Source organism: Robiginitalea aurantiaca (genome assembly GCF_030380815.1).
In the GTDB taxonomy this organism is placed as follows: domain Bacteria; phylum Bacteroidota; class Bacteroidia; order Flavobacteriales; family Flavobacteriaceae; genus Robiginitalea; species Robiginitalea aurantiaca.
This window is the reverse complement of record NZ_JAUDUY010000001.1, coordinates 716,961-734,955: the sequence shown is the minus strand read 5'-3', so window position 1 is coordinate 734,955 and position 17,995 is coordinate 716,961. Positions and strand designations below refer to the sequence as shown.

Annotated in this window: 15 protein-coding genes; 4 read left to right on the top strand and 11 right to left on the bottom strand. The window is 47.4% G+C overall.

What is annotated here, in order from left to right; translation table 11 throughout:
- Window positions 1-123: 123 nt before the first annotated feature.
- The 5 genes from fdhF to QU605_RS03180 form a co-directional block, all read right to left on the bottom strand.
- Window positions 124-2,856: a formate dehydrogenase subunit alpha gene (gene fdhF / locus QU605_RS03200; protein WP_289723812.1), complete on the bottom strand. Its 2,733-nt coding sequence runs from the start codon at window positions 2,854-2,856 to the stop codon at window positions 124-126.
- Between the two features lie 9 nt (window positions 2,857-2,865).
- Window positions 2,866-4,518, bottom strand: coding sequence for an NADH-ubiquinone oxidoreductase-F iron-sulfur binding region domain-containing protein (locus QU605_RS03195; protein WP_289723811.1), 1,653 nt, complete (start codon window positions 4,516-4,518; stop codon window positions 2,866-2,868).
- Between the two features lie 3 nt (window positions 4,519-4,521).
- Window positions 4,522-5,352, bottom strand: a complete 831-nt coding sequence (gene fdhD / locus QU605_RS03190) for a formate dehydrogenase accessory sulfurtransferase FdhD (RefSeq protein WP_289723810.1) — start codon at window positions 5,350-5,352, stop codon at window positions 4,522-4,524.
- 108 nt (window positions 5,353-5,460) lie between these two features.
- Window positions 5,461-5,997, bottom strand: coding sequence for a gamma carbonic anhydrase family protein (locus tag QU605_RS03185; RefSeq protein WP_289723809.1), 537 nt, complete (start codon window positions 5,995-5,997; stop codon window positions 5,461-5,463).
- Window positions 5,998-6,100: 103 nt separating this feature from the next.
- Window positions 6,101-7,102 (bottom strand): PorP/SprF family type IX secretion system membrane protein, encoded by a 1,002-nt coding sequence (locus QU605_RS03180; protein WP_289723891.1) that lies wholly within the window; start codon window positions 7,100-7,102, stop codon window positions 6,101-6,103.
- Between the two features lie 120 nt (window positions 7,103-7,222).
- On the opposite strand from QU605_RS03180, the gene QU605_RS03175 reads away from it, so the two are divergent.
- The 4 genes from QU605_RS03175 (at window position 7,223) to QU605_RS03160 (ending at window position 11,413) form a co-directional block, all read left to right on the top strand.
- Window positions 7,223-8,125, top strand: a complete 903-nt coding sequence (locus QU605_RS03175) for a NifU family protein (protein WP_289723890.1) — start codon at window positions 7,223-7,225, stop codon at window positions 8,123-8,125.
- A 70-nt stretch (window positions 8,126-8,195) separates the two neighbouring features.
- The gene (locus QU605_RS03170) at window positions 8,196-8,396 is read left to right on the top strand and encodes a dodecin family protein (protein WP_289723808.1); all 201 of its coding nucleotides are present in this window, start codon (window positions 8,196-8,198) and stop codon (window positions 8,394-8,396) included.
- Window positions 8,397-8,455: 59 nt separating this feature from the next.
- Window positions 8,456-10,498, top strand: a complete 2,043-nt coding sequence (locus QU605_RS03165) for a thioredoxin domain-containing protein (protein WP_289723807.1) — start codon at window positions 8,456-8,458, stop codon at window positions 10,496-10,498.
- An 81-nt stretch (window positions 10,499-10,579) separates the two neighbouring features.
- Complete coding sequence (locus QU605_RS03160; RefSeq protein ID WP_289723806.1) at window positions 10,580-11,413, top strand: mechanosensitive ion channel family protein; 834 nt, start codon at window positions 10,580-10,582, stop codon at window positions 11,411-11,413.
- Here QU605_RS03160 and tsaB read toward each other — a convergent pair.
- The 6 genes from tsaB to QU605_RS03130 all read right to left on the bottom strand — a co-directional run bounded on the left by tsaB (window position 11,397) and on the right by QU605_RS03130 (window position 17,912).
- Entirely contained in the window at window positions 11,397-12,080 is a 684-nt protein-coding gene (tsaB, locus tag QU605_RS03155) for a tRNA (adenosine(37)-N6)-threonylcarbamoyltransferase complex dimerization subunit type 1 TsaB (RefSeq protein WP_289723805.1), read from the bottom strand. The genes QU605_RS03160 and tsaB overlap by 17 nt on opposite strands.
- Before the next feature lie 65 nt (window positions 12,081-12,145).
- A complete protein-coding gene (locus tag QU605_RS03150) occupies window positions 12,146-13,486 on the bottom strand; it encodes a TolC family protein (protein WP_289723804.1) in 1,341 nt (446 codons plus the stop codon).
- Between the two features lie 53 nt (window positions 13,487-13,539).
- The gene (locus tag QU605_RS03145; protein ID WP_289723803.1) at window positions 13,540-14,682 is read right to left on the bottom strand and encodes an efflux RND transporter periplasmic adaptor subunit; all 1,143 of its coding nucleotides are present in this window, start codon (window positions 14,680-14,682) and stop codon (window positions 13,540-13,542) included.
- Window positions 14,683-14,720: 38 nt separating this feature from the next.
- Window positions 14,721-15,986 carry an ABC transporter permease gene (locus QU605_RS03140; protein ID WP_289723802.1) on the bottom strand — a complete coding sequence of 422 codons (1,266 nt, stop codon included), beginning with the start codon at window positions 15,984-15,986 and terminating at the stop codon, window positions 14,721-14,723.
- Window positions 15,986-17,218, bottom strand: coding sequence for an ABC transporter permease (locus QU605_RS03135; RefSeq protein WP_289723801.1), 1,233 nt, complete (start codon window positions 17,216-17,218; stop codon window positions 15,986-15,988). Before QU605_RS03135 ends, QU605_RS03140 begins: the two co-directional genes overlap by 1 nt.
- Complete coding sequence (locus QU605_RS03130) at window positions 17,208-17,912, bottom strand: ABC transporter ATP-binding protein (RefSeq protein ID WP_289723800.1); 705 nt, start codon at window positions 17,910-17,912, stop codon at window positions 17,208-17,210. Before QU605_RS03130 ends, QU605_RS03135 begins: the two co-directional genes overlap by 11 nt.
- Between the last annotated feature and the right edge of the window lie 83 nt (window positions 17,913-17,995).

Below are 17,995 nucleotides of genomic sequence, written 5' to 3'. Positions count from 1 at the left end.
TAGCACTATGGTAGACACATTGGGTCCCCCCTGCTTGAAGATACGCGCCTGGCCTGCAAAAAACCATCGCTCCGCAATTCGGGCTGGGTGGAACAAATACCCCCGTCCCTGCAATCCTGTGACCTACTTGTCCTGTAAAAGCTGTTTGAATTTGCCCTTTGTCTTCCGGATTTTTACGGCAACAACCTTATATTCAGGACACATGGCCTCCGAATCGTGTACATCACTGGTAATGTTGTTTACCATGATATCGGGGAAATGGAAGGTTGTACTCAGGACACCTGGTTTTACTTCATCGGTAATTCTCGCTTTCACATCCACCTTGCCCCTGGGGGATTCCAGACAGACAAAATCTCCGTCCGCAATTCGATTGGCGCTTGCATCCTCCGGATGGATCATTAAATAATCACTGGTCAGAATCTGTTCGTTGGCGGTTCTCCGTGTCATGGCACCACAATTGTAGTGTTCCAACTCCCGATTGGTCGTCAGGATATACGGATAGTCCTGACCGTGGTCCTTTATTTCCTGTGACTCCTCCCAGGAATGGAATTCAAAGTATCCCAGGCCGCGTTTAAAGTCCTTTTCGTGTAAAATCTTGGTGTCCGTACCATCAGGGCTAACAGGCCATTGCAGACCATTGTCCCCAAGTCGGTCCCATCGGATTCCAGCAAAAAACGGGACGATCTGGGAAATTTCATCGAGCATGCCATCCGGCGTATAATCTGGTTGCGGATAGCCCATCCGATTCATGATTTCGACAATAATCTGCCCGTCCGGTTTGCTTCCCGGAATCGGCTCAACTACCTGTCTGACAGCCTGGACACGTCGTTCCCCATTGGTAAAGGTTCCGCTTTTTTCCAGGAAGGAGGCCCCGGGAAGAATAACATCCGCGTATTTGGCCGTTTCCGTCATAAAAAGCTCCTGCACAATGACCAATTCTGTCGCCTGGAGCGCTCGGATTACTTTCTGGGTATTCGGATCTGTCTGCACCACGTCTTCTCCGATGATCCACAAGGATTTAAGTTTCCCTTCAAGGGCAGCTTCAAACATCTCCGGGATCTTATAGCCAATATGCAGGGGTAGTTCACTGCCGTAGAATTGGTTATAGCGCTGATTGACCTCAGGTTTTGTCACATCGAGGTATCCAGCGCCCTGATGGGGTTGGACCCCCATATCCGCACTTCCCTGTACATTGTTCTGGCCCCTCAGTGGATTCACCCCCACGCCCCGGCGACCAATATTTCCGGTAAGCATGGCCAAATCTGCAATCTGCATCACGGTAAAGGTTCCCTGCGAGTGTTCGGTAACCCCCAACCCGTGGAAGGACATCGCATTGGCAGCAGAAGCATAGGCTATCGCAGCAGCCCGCACTTCTTCTCTCGGGACTCCTGAAACCGCCTCGAGTTTATCCAGATCAATGGAGAGGAGTTCTTCGATAAACTCAGAATACCCTTCCGTCCTCCTTTCGACAAAATCCGCATCGACAAGGCCCTCTTTAACGATGTAGAACATCATCATATTAAGTACGGCAACATTCGTGCCCGGACGGAGCGCAAGGTGATGTGTGGCATAACGCGCAAGCTCAGTCCGTCGCGGATCGATCACGATTGAAACATTATCGGATTTCATGGCGAATTGCTTGAGTTTGGCCCCCGTAACCGGGTGTGCGTCCGTCGGATTCGCTCCAATGACCATAATGCAGTTTGTATATTTTAAATCTTCAATCGAATTGGTAGCCGCTCCCGTTCCAAAAGTGCGTTGCATACCCAGGGCTGTCGGGGAATGGCATACCCGGGCACAACCATCAATATTGTTGGTCTGCAGTACGGCCCTATAAAATTTCTGCATCAGGTAATTTTCCTCATTGGTGCAACGTGAGGAGGAAATTCCCGCAAGGCTATCGGGCCCGAAGGTATCCTTATAGTGCTTAAATTTTTCCGCGATATAGCTGTAGGCCTCATCCCAACTGACCTTTTCAAAGACTCCTTCCCTTTTGATCATAGGGGAGTCCAGGCGCTCGGGATGATTGTAAAACTTAAAGGCAAACCTGCCCTTGAGGCAGGTGTGACCCTGATTCACCTCGGCATCGTAAGGTGCGGTTATTGCAAGGATTTCACCGTTTGTGGATGCAATGTCCAAGTTGCATCCCACCCCGCAATACGTGCAGACGGTTCGGGTATGCTCGGTAGCCTGAACGGATTTGGATTGGAAAATGTCTGAAATGGCCGAGGTTGGACATGCCTGAGAGCAAGCCCCGCAGCTTACGCAATCCGATTCCATAAAACTCTGCCCCATCCCTTTTACGATATGGGAATCAAAACCCCGTCCGGCCATACTGAGCACAAATTCCCCCTGTACCTCATCACAGGCGCGAACACAGCGATAGCAGTTTATACATTTACTCAAATCTGAGGTCATGTACGGATGGCTGAGGTCTTTTGTCTTTTGCAGGTGGTTTTCACCTTCAGGGTAGCGGACATCGCGAATCCCCACCTGTGCTGCGACGGTTTGCAGTTCGCAATTCCCATTCACCTCGCAGGTCAGGCAATCCAGCGGATGATCTGTCAGGACCAGTTCAATAATGTTTTTACGGAGTTTCTGAATCGCCGGCGTACTCGTATAAATGTATTGTCCTTCCGCTACGGGTGTATGGCAGGAAGCCATCGTTTTTACCGGACCTCCCTCCTCCAGGGCAACCTCAACACTGCATACCCTGCAAGCGCCAAAAGGATCGAGATTTGGAGCATCGCAAAGTGTGGGAACCAGGGATGCGTCGGCTTCCCTTCGAATAAAGGAAAGGACCGTTTCTCCGGGTTTAATGGGATGGGCTATATCATTTATAAAGGCGGTCTTCATAACTCACAATTAGTTGAAATACGATTTTAATTCAGCGTTGAAATACTGCATGATATTCTTAACGGGAAGGGGTATTCCACCCCCGTGGGCACAAAGTGAACCTTCCGTCAGGGTCGTTAAAAGATCGTTGAAGAGTTCACGGTCTATCGTATACCCCCCGTCAATTGCTTTCGTTGCCATTTCATACCCTCGTTGTGTACCCAGGCGGCATGGAAAACATTTTCCACAACTCTCGTAGGCGGCAAAATCAAACAGGTGCTGAATGTAACGGATCATGGGATAGTCCTCCGGGATACTCACCACAGAGGCATGCCCTAAAAGGAATCCCCCACTGGCAAAAGACTCAAAGTCCAGGGTTAAGGTATCGAGTTTTTCTATCGGCACTACGCCCCCAAGGGGGCCACCGATCTGAAGTGCTTTTACCGGAGACCTGAATCCCCCTCCCAGTTGCTCCACTACATGAGTCATCGGGGTGCCCATAACCACTTCGTACACCCCGGGACGGTTAAAATAACTGTCCAGGCAGACCAGTTTGGTCCCCGAGGATTTCTCGGTTCCTATTTCTTTCCATGCCCCTCCCCCCTGACGCATAATAAAATGCAGGGCAGCAAGGGTCTCTACATTGTTCACTACGGTAGGCTTGTTAAAAAGTCCTTTCTGGGCAGGATACGGCGGGCGGACCCGAACCTCAGGGCGCTGCCCCTCAATAGAATTGATCAGGGCTGTCTCCTCTCCACAGATATAGGATCCCTGGGCCTGAATGATTTTAAATTCAAAATCATATCCGCTTCCCAGGATATTCTTACCAGCCAGTCCGGAATTATTTAATTCATCAATAGCATCCTGTGAAATAGTTACTGCTTCAGGGTATTCTGCCCGTATGTAAAGGATTCCGTGATGGGCACCTGTCACAAAACCGCTGACGAGCATCCCAAAAAGGACGGAGTGCGGTTGTTGCTCCAGTAAATACCGGTCTGAATAGGCACCGGGATCCCCTTCATCAGCATTGCAGATAATAAATTTCACAGCGCTTTGCGCCTTTTTACAGAACTCGAGTTTCAGCCCTATTGGAAACCCGGCTCCTCCCCGGCCCCGCAGGTTGGAAGTTTTGATCTCTTCCAGGACTGCCTCAGGATTGGATTCGAGAACCTTTTTCCAGGGGGCATAAAAGGTGTTTAAATCGCTGAAGGGTTCGGTGAGTATCGCTTTTTCTGAAGCTTCCACATGGTACCGATCCAAAGCGATTGAATTTGGGTCTTGAACAATCTTACCAAGGCTGGTGATCGCATTGCCTGAATAATTTTTACCTCGAAAATGGAATGCCGCATTCTCATGACAGCGACCCAGGCAAGTCATGTGTCCTATTTCTTCGGGTTTAAATTCCGATTTGAGTTTCTCCAATACGGCCGGCTGGGTCCCGGCGCATTCGCAGGCCGTACCATTGCAGACATATACCCGCTTTCCTTTGTTCTCGGGTTTTAAAAAGTCGTAAAAAGAGGCCGTGCCATACGCATTGGCCTTGCCTACCAGAAAGGCATCTGCCAATCGGGCCATCTCTTCATTATCCGGAGTTCCGTCGGGTCGGGCGAGGTTTCCAAGTTCATCGAAGAAATTGGATTCCAAACCTTTTCTGCCCAGAAGTTCGCTTAGGTTTTCAGACATTCCTTAAGGGGATTTCGTGTTGATAGTGTGTGCTCTTGTATTGTCAATCCTATTTGGGGTGGAATAGCAGGTGGCCCGTCCATCCCGACAAAAGCCGAGTAAGGTGATTCCAAATTCCTTTGCGTAATCCACAGCAAGGGATGACGGGGCGGATACTGCCGCCATAAATGGAATTCCGGCCTTAAATGCCTTTATGGTTATTTCATAGGATATGCGTCCGCTTACCGTCATTGCCTTAGCCTCACTAAGTCGATCTTCGAGCAATAATTGTCCTACCACCTTGTCCACCGCATTGTGCCGCCCAATGTCTTCCCGGGCTACAATCAATTGGCCCTTTCGATCAAAAAGAGCTGCTGCATGCGTTCCCCCGGATTGCATAAAATCATGCTGCTTTTTATTCATCTGGTCAAACATATCCGTAAATTTTTCTGCCGAAAAAGACACATCTGACGCCAGGGCCGGACCAAAGTCCTGTGACCCCAACTCCGTTTTCCCGCATATCCCGCAGGAGGACACGGATAAAAGGCTTCTGCTGTTGGTGTAACCGCTGCCCAGAAATTGTTCCGGAATTTCGACATGGGCCACCGTTACCACTCCACCTTCCTTTTCAGTACCCAGTTTTACCTCGGGATGGAATCCGGGTGTATTGACGATGTCCTCGTTGTGAAGTATTCCCCGGACAAGTTCGGGATCTGCTCCCGGAGTCCTCATGGAAAGCGTAAAAGGTTTCCCGTTAATATTGATTTGAAGGGCCTCTTCAATGGTAAGTGCATCGACCACGGGGTTGATCCCCTGATAATCAAATTTCCTGCCCTGGTACTCGCGGGTAGCCATACTTCATTCAATTTAGGTGGCCTGGGATCGCAAATCGCAACACCCTGCCTTCACTAAATATACTTTATTTTCATCGAATTCGGAGAAGGATGTGGCCTGCTCAGCCATTTACAGGGCAGCGTCCGAACCAGGAGTTTTAAACCAGGACGCATACTTCACATAACTGGCAGCGATACGCTGTACTTCACCCTGGCTTAGCTCAGGGCTGATTTCCTTTATCTTTCTGGCGGGTGTCCCGGCGTAAATGGATCCTTCAGGAACGACAGTCCCTTTGGTTAGTACGGCTCCGGCTGCGATAATACTATTGCTTCCGACCACGCAGTGATCCATGATGATGCTGCCCATACCCACCAGCACATTGTCCTTTAATGTACAGCCATGCACTATGGCATTGTGTGCGATAGAGACGTTATTGCCGATTTCGGTCGGTGCCGTTTTATAGGTACAGTGAATGATCGCCCCATCCTGCACGTTTACACGGTTACCCATTTTGATGTAATGGACATCGCCGCGAATGACCGCATTATACCATATGCTGCATTCATCTCCCATTACGACATCCCCGACCACAGTGGCGTTTTCAGCAATAAAGCAATCCTTTCCAAAAACAGGAGCTTTCCCAAGTACTTCCCGAATTACCGGCATAAATGTTCTGTTTAGTGTTCTCAAAATAAGAGAAACCCGGCACGCTTTCCAAAAAAGTTCACGCGATTAAGGGAGCTGCAAACCACTTTTGGGGGAAAATGAATCAATAGTTCACGGCCGGACACTTGCAGTCGTAACGCTTGGCAGTGAGCTGGCCAAAGTCGTAACCAAGGGTAATCTGGTGAAATCCCCCATTGTCCAGTCGAATTTCCCCGGACTGGTATGAATAATTATATCCAATCATAAAATCCCCCACATTCAAACCCACTAATGGCGTGAACAATTGTAGCCTTTGTTCCCCTGAGGAACCATCGGTCAGAAATTGTGCCCCACTGAAACTGCGTCGGTATGAAAGTCCCGCCCAAACGGTTCCAAAGCCGACCTGCCGGTACACTTTGGCATTAAAATCTATGGTACGCTCTTCTGTAAAATCGGCGACCTGAAACAAGATTGAAGGCTCAAATTGCCATTTATCCCTGTCAAAGACGTATCCTACCGAAAACAAGTATCGCCTGAGATTATCAAATTCAATGGCCGTGTATAAGTCCCTGCCGCTTCCTAAAAGATTCAGCACACTTGCATGTGCATAAAACTCCATATAGCTGTAGGAGACCCCTAAATCCACATTGAAATACCCAACACTGTTACGTCCCCCGGTTATTATGGGATCTGCAATTATGGAACGAAACTCGGTTTCATCCAGGCTGCTTTGAATAAATCCTGCACTCATACCAAATGAAAGCTGGTTGAGAATGCGGTAATCCCCACCAAAAGGCAGATGATGTGCATAGGTAAGCTTAAGGCCCGTTTGGGAGTGGTATCCATTGGCATCATTAAATACAATCGCCCCTACCCCGCTTCGGGAATCCGGAATTCTGTAATGAAAACTGAGGGTTTGAAGATTGGGGGCTTCTTCCACGCTAAACCATTGTTGCCGCGCAGTAAGCCTTATTTTTCCACCTTCGCCAATTCCGGCCATCGACGGATAGACCAAATAATAATTATCTGTGAGGTAGTCAAAATAGACGGGGATACCTTCCTGAGCCCGCAAAGCCGTGGTCCCGAAAGCCAGGAGACTCAGCGTCAGAAAGAGGAAGCGTTTTATGTATGAGAGCCAGCTAGCCAGTTCGAAGTAGATTTAATATAGGTTATAACGGCTCACATTGCACCTTAGTATGTTCAGGGTTACGATGAAAATAGTTTATTTTTGGAGAAAATTCAGGCTATGGAAGAATACGTGATTACGGTAAGGGAGACCAACCAACCTACTATCCTTAAATTCGAAGCGAACCAACCTCTTGTAAGCCAGGGAAATTACGAGTTCAAGAATATCGACGAAGCCAAGGAATCCCCATTAGCACAGCAGTTGTTCCACCTCCCTTTTATCAAAACGGTTTATGTCTCCGGTGATTTTATCGCCATGGAGCGTTACGATATTGTTCAGTGGGAGGATGTAAAGGATGATGTTGCCCAGCAGCTCGTAGAATACCTGAATGCAGGTGGAGCAGTCGTCAATGAAGCCAAAAAGCCGACGCGGGAAGCCATCACGGTTTATGCAGAAGTTACCCCCAATCCGGGTGTGATGAAATTTGTAGCCAACAAAAAGCTCGTCCCGGCCGTTTTTGAGTTCAAGAATATCGATGAGGCCAAAGACTCTCCCCTCGCCAGAAAACTCTTTGAATTTCCCTTTGTGAAGGAAGTCTTTATGGATCTGAATTATATTTCGGTTTCCAAATACGAGGTTGCAGACTGGAATGAAGTGACCATGGAACTCCGGGAAATGATTCGGGACTTTCTGGCCGAAGGCGGACAGGTGCTTTCCCCGGGAGCCACTCCCACGCAAAATGGAACAGACAGCAGTACCATGTCCTCAAACCCCGATTTGGATCCCACATCTCAGGAAATTATCGGCATCCTGGAAGAATATGTAAAACCCGCAGTTGCAAGTGATGGGGGGAATATCGTATTTCAGTCTTATGATGAGGACAGCAAAAAAGTACATGTAATCCTTCAGGGAGCCTGCAGTGGGTGTCCTTCTTCCACTTTTACCTTAAAAAATGGCATACAGACAATGTTGCAGAACATGATGGGAGACAAAGTGGCTGAAGTAGTGGCGATAAATGGCTGACAGCAAAGAAAAGGGTTGGTTTTCCCTATGATTTTTTGTACTTTATAAGTCACCTAAAATCAAAAGTGTTATGTCAGTTTTAAAAGTTATTGAGATTCTCGGGAATTCGGAAAAAGGATGGGAAGATGCGGCCGCACAAGCTGTAGCTCATGCCTCAAAATCCGTGTCCCATATCCGCTCTGTAAACATACAAAACCAGAGTGCAACCGTAAAAGACGGAAAGATTCACGAATACCGCGTAAACGTCAAGATTTCCTTCGAAGTAAAGTAAACAAGTCTTCACAGTTTTAGAAAGCGCCCGAAAACGGGCGCTTTTTTAATGAATCCCGCATGAATTCAAAAGAACCCAACGCACTAATCCACGAAACCAGTCCTTACCTGCTTCAACACGCTTACAATCCCGTTCAATGGGAAGGCTGGCATGACACGACCCTGGATCACGCGCAACGATCCGGTAAATTAATCCTGATCAGCATAGGTTATGCGGCCTGCCACTGGTGTCATGTCATGGAACACGAGTGCTTTGAAGATCCGGAAGTGGCAGATGTGATGAATGCGCATTTTATCCCCATCAAGGTAGATCGGGAGGAAAGACCCGATGTGGATCAGATCTATATGGACGCCCTTCAGATCATGAGCGGAAATGGCGGATGGCCATTGAATATCGTTGCCTTGCCTGATGGCAGACCCTTCTGGGGGGCGACCTACGTCCCGAAGAAAGACTGGATAGGCGTGCTGATGCAGTTGGCGAAGCTCTATCGCGAAGACCCCGGCAAAATCATCGAATACGCTTCAGATCTTACTTCCGCCCTGTCCCGGATTAACAGTGTAACCGAAAACCCGTCAGAAGACCAGGCAGCCAGCATCGAAAAACTTGAAGTTTGGGTGAATTCATGGAAAAAAGGTTTTGATCTTAACTATGGGGGTAAATTGGGTTCTCCAAAATTTATGACCCCTGCCCTCTATGAGTTCCTCATGCACTGGGAAACGCATAAAAAGGATCAGGAAGTTGAACAACACGTTCGCACCACCCTGGAAGGAATGGCTTATGGCGGGATTTATGACCAGATCGGGGGAGGGTTTTCGAGATACTCGGTCGACCCGAGGTGGCATATTCCCCATTTTGAAAAAATGTTATACGACAACGCCCAGTTGCTCAGTCTCTACGCTTCCGGGTATGCGCGCTTTGGCGATCCCGAATTTAAAGAAATAGTGCGGCAGACAGTTCGGTTTATGGTTCGGGAATTAGGGCATCCTGAAGGCGGGTTTTACGCTTCCCTGGATGCCGATAGCCTCGATGAAGCGGGTGATTTGGAAGAAGGTGCCTTTTACACCTGGTCCGAGCAGGAGTTGAGGGACATCTGTAAAGAGGACTTTTCCTGGGTGAAAGAGTATTACAACATCAACGATTTTGGTCACTGGGAAAAAGGGCGCTATGTCCTGGTTCGAAAAACCTCGGAACTGGAATTTGCAGGAAAAAGAGATTGGGAACCCGAGGAAATGCACCAAAAGTTATCACGTGTTAAGGAGTCCCTGATGGCTTATCGGGAGTTAAGGCCCCGCCCGCGCCTGGACGATAAATTGATCACCTCATGGAACGGTTTGGCGCTCTCCGGGCTTTGTGATGCCTACAGATACTGTGGCCTGGACGACGCTTTGGAACGCGCACAGAAATTAGCCGCTTTTATTGAAAATAACCTGACGACGCCTGATGGTGGGTTGTTGCATTCTTTCAAAGCTGGCGGGGTTCCTGTAAATGGCTATCTCGAAGACTTTGCCGCCGTAATTCAGGGCTATATCAAATTGTATTCCGTCAGCCGGGATGGCTATTGGATGGATCGTGCCAAAATACTCAGCGAATACGCCCTGAAGTTTTATTCCGACCCCGAAAAACCCTTGCTGTATTTCAGTTCCAGTAAAGACCGTGCCCTGATACGAAGGACTGTGGAGGTGAATGACAGTGTTATCCCATCTTCCAACTCGGTCATGGCCAAAAACCTCATGCTTTTGGGAGCGTTCTTCTCAGAGACTGTCTATATGGAGCGTGCATCCTCCATGCTGGAATCCATGGCCGGGGCTATGGATCGCTATCCTGGCCAATACAGCAACTGGATACATTTGGCCCTTTGGCTTAAAGCCCCGTTCTTCGAGGTGGTCATCACAGGTCCTGAGGCATTTGACAGACTGGAGTTGCTTCAGTCCCATTACCTGCCCAATACGTTTCTGGCAGCTTCAGAAAACAAATCTCCATATCCCTTATTCCGTCAGCGGGAGCACCAAACTGAGACGCGTTTCTTTTTATGCCGACGGGGTTCCTGCATGCAGCCCCTGACTTCCCTTGAAGCGGTACGCTCCGAACTGCAAAAAGGATAACACGGGTTCCCTTCTGATTTTGTCAATAATTAATTAATTTTGCAACCTTAAAATCGATAACGAAGCATTACAGTCAGAGCTATGGGAGATTTAAACGGATACCAGGAATTCCTATCGAAGGCAAAGGATTTGGTTTGGGAATTTACGCCCAACTTAATTACGGCCACATTAACCCTTATTATAGGTCTTTGGGTTATAAGAATAATCGGAAAACTGGTAAAGAAGTTCTTCGATAAGGCAGATTACGATGAGACGCTGGAAACCTTCATCGAAAGCCTGATCAAGGCTATTTTGAAAATACTGCTTTTTGTCCTGGTCGTTACCCAACTCGGAGTCCAGTCTTCATCCCTTGTAGCCATGGTTGGGGCCGCAGGTTTGGCAATTGGGCTTGCACTCCAGGGTTCTCTAGCCAATTTCGCAGGGGGTGTACTTATCCTTCTCTTCAAACCTTTTAAGATCGGAGACTTTATATCGGCTCAGGGTGTGGACGGAACGGTTAAGGAGATCTCTATTTTTACGACAAAAATCAACACTTTTGGAAACCAGGTCGCCATTATCCCGAATGGCCAACTCTCCAATAACAACATCATTAATTACAACGCAGAATCGACCCGAAGAGACAAAATTGATGTAGGTATCGGATACGGCTCAAACATAAAAAAGGCAAAGGATATCCTTCTGGATATCTGTGCCTCTGACAAACGAATCTTAAAGAATCCCGCACCGGAGGTATACGTGGGGGAACTGGCGGATAGTTCTGTAAATCTGACCCTGCGTTTCTGGGCGAATAATCCCGACTTCTGGGGTGCACATTTTGCGGTAATAGAAACCCTGAAGGAACGTTTTGATGCGGAAGGCATCGAGATTCCGTTCCCACAGCGGGATGTCCATATGAAGACTACTTCAGAGGTTTAGCGTTTTTTTTCTGGAGGATAAAGTCCTTTAGGTAAAAGGGCTCAAAATAGGCCACATCCTCGAAAAGACCGGCTTCAAACCGACGCTTGGCGAGCAGGCCAACCTCCTGAGACCGCGGTTGTATTTCTGTGTGGAAATGGAAATTGGGATGTTTGAGTAAATCCCGGCATTTATCAACTCCGTTTCCAAGCAGGTGCACCGGCCCTTGTTCCACCCATTTAGAGAAGGACTCCGAAGTGATCACTTCCGCTCTTGTTGGCTCAATTTGTGTATGCTTTGTATCGAAAACGGCCACATAAGCCTCCATGCGACGGGCGTCCAGCATAGGGATAAGCACCCCTGAGGCATCCTGAAATTGACAGGCCATACTTTTTAGGGTTTCGACGGCTATCAGGGGAATTCCCAATGCGAAACAGAGCCCCTTGGCGGCTGCAACCCCAATCCTCAGTCCGGTGTAGGATCCGGGACCTTTGCTAACCGCTATCGCCTGAAGATCGGATCCTTTCAGACCCGCTTCAGCCAGGGCTTCATCCATAAACACATGTAATAGTTCCCCATGTGTATACGATGGGGAGGGGTCTTCCCGAAGGGCTAGTAAGACATCTCCATCGTAAATACTCACGGAGCAATTCGTGGAAGCCGTTTCAAGGCTGAGGATTCGCGCCATAGGATACAAAGATAACCACCCACCTCTAAAAAAGAGGCAGGTCGTCAGACTAGTGGTTCAAAGTTTTAATTAAGTGTAATCGGGAGCCCGAAGTAGAACTCAACCAGCTTAATTCTGAAGATATAATCGTATTTGGTCCGGATGACTTCAGCGGCCGCATTATCCACTCTTGCCTGGGCAACACCAAAATCGAATGCATTCAGCAGCCCTACATCATAACGTTCCTTGGCATAATCATAGGAGAGCTGCCGGGCTTCAAGTGTCTTAACGGCAGCTTCGTAATTTTTGGCCGAATTTTTCACGTCTACATAGGCCTGGTTAATATTTGTCTCGAGTTCAAGTTTATCCAGTTCGTACTGAAGTTCCGCTTGTTTTAAGTTGATGCGGGATCTCTTTACGGAATTTCGGGTACTGAGTCCATTGAAAATCGGAACACTGATTCGCGCCCCATAGAAGATACCGTCATTGAGCCAGAGCTGCCTCCCGAAACTTACATTTTCACCTGTTGTAGGATCCCTGAATTCAGAAGAGTACCTGGTGGAATAATTAAAAAAGGCGTCAAGAGTTGGGATATAAGCTCCCCCGGCAATTCTTAAATCCTTCTCGGCCAACTCTACATTGGTTTCAGATAGTTTAATGTCATTCCTAAATGTCAGTGCTTTGGCATAGATCTCTTTAGGAGAGTTGTTTAAAATATCAGAGGGGGGGACATCGTAATCTTCGTCCGCTATGTCAAAATTTTCGTAATCTGTAATCTGCAAAAGCTGGGCGAGTGAAATTCTGGACAAAATAACCTGATTTTCCCCATTGATAATCTGTTGTTCCTGGGTTGCAGCCGTGGCCTGAATTTCAAGCAGATCCCCCTGGGGCAACACCCCTTCCTGAACCTGAACTTCAGTCCGCTTTAGGTCTTGTTCAGTAACCGCGTACTGCGCTCTGGAAACCTTTAGGGTTTCTTTATTGGAAAGCACCTGCAGATAGGCTAAGGCGACATTTATCCGGATATCATCTTTTAAATCATCAAGTCTGTACTGGCTTGCCAAAGCATTCAGATTCGCCCGCCTTATGGCATTGAGGTTTCGCAACCCGTCAAAAAGGTTCACCGAAGCAGTGGTATTCCCGGTAGCCGTCTGAATGGTTGTATTGGTTGGCTGGTTCGATACGGGGTCAAAAGTAAGACCTGTGTTTCCCCCTGCCTGCAACTGACCATTTACACTTGGCAACAAACCTCCAATGGCATCGGACTTATCGATCTTTGCATCCTCAAGGCCAAGTTCAAACTGCTGAATCGTCAGGTTGTTATCTATGGCGTAGTACACGCATTCTTCCAGCGTCCATTTCCGCATCTGCCCGGTTACCATGCCTATACTGAGCAGGCAAAGTGCAGTAATGATTCTAATTTTCATGATTCGTTTTTTGATAGTTATTATAATTGGTTATTCAGGAGTGCTCATCCCGTTTACGATTCTTCGCCTTCCTCTTCTTCGCCTTCCTCTTCACCTCTTTTGATCGGCTCGGTTTTGTTCCAGACCTTCACTTCATCCTCCATCTCAAGACCGGAGATTACCTCGACATTTACCCCATCCGAAATTCCGATTTCAATTTCACGTCGTTCAAACTGCTGGTCTCCGGTAGCAACCTCAACGTAAGGCTTGTCAGTCTCCCTGTCAAACTGCAGAAGCGCTTCGGGGATAACCATGATATCTTCTTTTTTCTCCAGTGTCAGGGAGGCATTCGCGCTATACCCCGCCCTGATAAGGATGGAGTCATTCACTGCTACATCTCCTTCAATCTTGAATTTTACAGCTCCTGATTCCTCCACTCCTTTTGGCGCGATGAACTTCAGGGTAGCGTCGAATTTCTCATCTCCCAATGCTCCCAGGCTTATTTCCAGTGGCATCCCCACCTGAAGTTTCCCAACCTCACCTTCATCCACCTGTCCTTCGAAAATCATTTTACTCAGGTCCGCTATGGTCGCAACCGTAGTACCGTCGTTAAAGTTATTGGCAAGGATTACCTGATCCCCGACTTCAACAGGGATCTCCAAAATTGTCCCGTTGACCGTTGCCTGTATATTCGTATTCGCATTAGTTGCACCACCAGCCGAACCTTTCAGAATAATCTGGTAATCCACCTTTGAATTTTTCAATTCCTGTTCCGCCTGATCGTATCGCAATTGAAGATCTACAAATGCCTGATTGGCGATCACGCCCCGATCGTAGAGTTTCTTATTCCGATCGTACTCTATTTTAATCGTATTCAGGGCGAGTTCCGCGTTTCGAACACGACCTCTTGCCTGATTCAGCGCCTGCTCATTCGGCACTACCCGTATGGTTGCGATAAGGTCACCAATGTTTACATTATCACCCTCTTCTTTCATGATCTTATCGATAATACCTGTGATCTGAGGCTTGATTTCAATCTCCTCCTGGGGGATTACCTTCCCCGTTGCGACCGTCTTCCGCTCAATAGTCGATGTGAACGGCTTCGTGGTCTCATAGGTAATGGCAGACTTGCTATTGGTCTTTATAAAATAGGTTGCAGCCCACATGGCGCCAAGCACCAGAATTCCTATTAATCCGTATTTAACAAACTTATTCATCTCTATAGTTGGTGTTAATAATGGTTTTCAAATTGTATTTATTCTTCACGCAAAGCGTCAATAGGTTTTATACTTACAGCGCGCTGGGCTGGAATTAGACCAATCAGCGTCCCTAAAACAACCATAACCAGCAAAGCCCCGATAACCAGTGGGATCGGAACGGTCGGATTCGTATAGGGGAAATCTGAATTGTCCTTAGTCAGATTGTTAATCAGGTTTAAAACGCCTGCCCCGAGGATAATCCCAATAATACCCGCCAACAATGTCAGAAATACGGATTCCAGGATGATCAGGGATCGCACTTCTCCAGGCGTAGCCCCCAAAGCCCTTCGGATTCCGAGTTCTTTGGTACGTTCCTTGACAGAAATCAACAGGATATTTCCAATACCAATGACCCCGGCCAGTATGGTTGCCAGGCCCACAATGAGGGACAAAAAGGTTATCCCTTTGGCAAAGCCCATGATCCGCCCGAAGGCTTCTCCCAGGTTAAAAGATCCTATGGCGCGTTCGTCATCGGGGTGAATCTGATGGATGCGCTTCAGAACACGCTTTACATCCTTTTCGACCTGTACAACATCTGCATCGTCATAGGCTGCAATTGTAAAGTACTGGGCCCGATCCCCTGTATTGTATAATTTCCGAAAGGTGGCATAGGGCATAATGATATCCCCATCCGTTCCGAAAGGGGTTGTCTGACTGAATTTCGCCACCCCAATCACCTTAAAATAGACTCCGTCTATCCGGATATACTGCCCGATGGGATCTTCATCCTCTTCGAAGAGTTCTTGTTGGGTGCGCTCGCCAATTACCACTACCTTTCGCTGAAGGTTCATATCCTCTTCATTGATAAACCGTCCGTTGTCAAAAATCTTCTGGGTAGCCATTTTGGCAATCTCGGGGAAGTATCCGTAAATTGGGTAATTATTTGATTTGAGATTATTGACCACCTGGGCCCCTTCACCGCCAAACACACCAATGGTGTTTACAGGAGCGATATACTCAATGTCCGGCACACTATTCCTGAGCTTTTCTGCGTCACCCACTTTCAGGCTGATGCTCCTTCCAATCTTGTAGCCTGCATAGGGAATGCTAGTGCGCTGCGACCAGGCAAACAAACTATTCTTGGCTACTGTTTCAAAGTTTCGCTCAAAACCATTGTCGAGACCTTTTGAAGCGCCTGCCAGGGCGATATAAATAAAAATCCCCCACAACACCCCAATTACGGTAATAATTGTCCGTGTCTTGTTTTTTCCGATAGAACCGAAAATTTCCTGCCAGGTATTTTTATCAAATAAAAATTTCATTATTCGTTTCTTAAGGCCACGATTGGTTTGATTCTGGCTGCCCGTCGCGCAGGGATATATCCGGCGAGTGCTCCAAAAAAGATCAGTATGATCGTTGCAAATATGGCTACCCCCGTACTGATGTATGGATTTGTGATGAAATAATCCTCTTTTAGGGTATTTCCGATCCATTTCAGCACCCCAATTCCGATGAGCATTCCCGTAAACCCGGAGACGGTTGTGATAAAAATGGACTCGAGGAGAATACTGCCTATAACCCTTTTTGGGGTCGCTCCAATGGCTTTGCGGATTCCAATTTCTTTGGTGCGTTCTTTTACTACATAGACCATGATGTTACTGATCCCTATGATTCCCGCGATGATCGTACCGAAGGCTACAACAGATACAATGAGTTGTAAAACCCCTGCGAAATCCTGATTTTGCTTGAGGTTTTCGGCCACATTCCGCACAAAAAACCCATTCTGATCATCGGGGCTGATAAACTTCTTATCCTTGAGAAACCGAACCAGGTTCTTCTCCAAAGCAACCGCCCCGGTATATCCCAATTCAGGTTTAAACTGAATGACGATCTGGTTGATCTTATCTGTATTTTTTTCGATCAATTGTCTGGTGGTGTACGGGATGTAGATTTGTCGTTCTTCATTATCCCCTCCTTCATCCTGGAACACGCCTACTACCTTGAAGACACTGCCGCCAATATCTATGAACTTTCCAATCGCATTTCGCCCGTTGAAAAGGTCCACCTCCACCAACCTGCCAATAACTGCATTCCGGGTGCGCTCCTCTACATCCCGCTGGTTGATATAGCGACCCTGCATGATAATGGTTTTCTCAGCAAACTGCTGACCCCAATCCACTCCGATGGTTGTGTAGTCGTTTGATTCCTCACCGTAGGTAGTGGTAGCCGTTCTGAAAATTCTAGGTGAGATATACTCTACAAACATCGGGAAAGTCTCCTCGATATCCTTCAGATCTGAGTTATCGAACTCGATGGTCCGGTTGGACTTATAGCCTTTATAAGGTATTGAGGTACGTCCTGGAAAAACGTAGATTACGTTGGTGGCATCTTGAGAAAAGAACTCGTCAAAAGTATTGACCAGCCCATTGCCCATCCCGAAGAGGGTGATGAATATCAATATACCCAACGACACGGTAAAGCCCGACAAAAATGTCCGAAGCTTGTTCTTGCGTATCGTTACGAATATTTCCCTCCAGGTATCCCTACTGAACATATTGCGAAGCTCTTACCTGCTCAATTTTTTTATCCTCTACAATTACGCCGTCTTTAAGGTGAACGATTCGCTTGCACATGTGAGCGATATCATCTTCGTGCGTAACGACAAGGATTGTGTTTCCGAGATCGTTAATTTTCTGTATCAGGTCCATGATCTCATAGGAGGTGGTACTATCCAGTGCACCCGTTAACTCATCTGCCAGAAGTACTTTTGGTTCTGCCGCCATGGCCCGGGCGACAGCGACCCGCTGTTTCTGACCTCCGGAAAGCTCGCTGGGCAGGTGATGGGACCATTCTTTTAGACCAACTTGTTCAAGGTATTTAAGAGCCTTTTCCTGACGTTCTTTCCGCCCAACACCCTGGTAATACAATGGGAGGGCAACGTTTTCTAAGGCAGTCTTATAATTAATCAGGTTAAAGGACTGGAAAATAAATCCCAGGAATTTGTTCCTGTAATTCGCCGCTTTGGTCTCATTGAGGTTCTTGATCGGAAGACCATCCAAAAGGTATTCTCCGGAATCCGCTACATCCAGCATTCCAAGAATATTGAGTAAGGTGGACTTTCCTGACCCGGAAGATCCCATAATGGCGACCAGTTCTCCTGCTTCAACATTAAAATCAATTCCCTTTAAAACATGCAGGGAATTACTGCCCATTTGATAGGACTTGTGAAGATCTTTAATTTCAATCATGGTTAGTTAGCACTTTAAACGGCTATGGTAGTTAGACCGCGAAGTTGTTAAAATGTTACAAGGGCGAAACAAAATTTTATGTT

Bases quoted from the DNA above. Each gene is read 5' to 3' on its own strand.
- QU605_RS03195 (WP_289723811.1), bottom strand. From the start codon at position 4,518: ATGTCTGAAAACCTAAGCGAACTTCTGGGCAGAAAAGGTTTGGAATCC.
- QU605_RS03150 (WP_289723804.1), bottom strand. From the start codon at position 13,486: ATGAAAATTAGAATCATTACTGCACTTTGCCTGCTCAGTATAGGCATG.
- tsaB (WP_289723805.1), bottom strand. From the start codon at position 12,080: ATGGCGCGAATCCTCAGCCTTGAAACGGCTTCCACGAATTGCTCCGTG.
- fdhF (WP_289723812.1), bottom strand. From the start codon at position 2,856: ATGAAGACCGCCTTTATAAATGATATAGCCCATCCCATTAAACCCGGA.
- QU605_RS03165 (WP_289723807.1), top strand. From the start codon at position 8,456: ATGAATTCAAAAGAACCCAACGCACTAATCCACGAAACCAGTCCTTAC.
- QU605_RS03160 (WP_289723806.1), top strand. From the start codon at position 10,580: ATGGGAGATTTAAACGGATACCAGGAATTCCTATCGAAGGCAAAGGAT.
- QU605_RS03175 (WP_289723890.1), top strand. From the start codon at position 7,223: ATGGAAGAATACGTGATTACGGTAAGGGAGACCAACCAACCTACTATC.
- QU605_RS03130 (WP_289723800.1), bottom strand. From the start codon at position 17,912: ATGATTGAAATTAAAGATCTTCACAAGTCCTATCAAATGGGCAGTAAT.
- QU605_RS03170 (WP_289723808.1), top strand. From the start codon at position 8,196: ATGTCAGTTTTAAAAGTTATTGAGATTCTCGGGAATTCGGAAAAAGGA.
- QU605_RS03140 (WP_289723802.1), bottom strand. From the start codon at position 15,986: ATGAAATTTTTATTTGATAAAAATACCTGGCAGGAAATTTTCGGTTCT.
- fdhD (WP_289723810.1), bottom strand. From the start codon at position 5,352: ATGGCTACCCGCGAGTACCAGGGCAGGAAATTTGATTATCAGGGGATC.
- QU605_RS03185 (WP_289723809.1), bottom strand. From the start codon at position 5,997: ATGCCGGTAATTCGGGAAGTACTTGGGAAAGCTCCTGTTTTTGGAAAG.
- QU605_RS03145 (WP_289723803.1), bottom strand. From the start codon at position 14,682: ATGAATAAGTTTGTTAAATACGGATTAATAGGAATTCTGGTGCTTGGC.
- QU605_RS03135 (WP_289723801.1), bottom strand. From the start codon at position 17,218: ATGTTCAGTAGGGATACCTGGAGGGAAATATTCGTAACGATACGCAAG.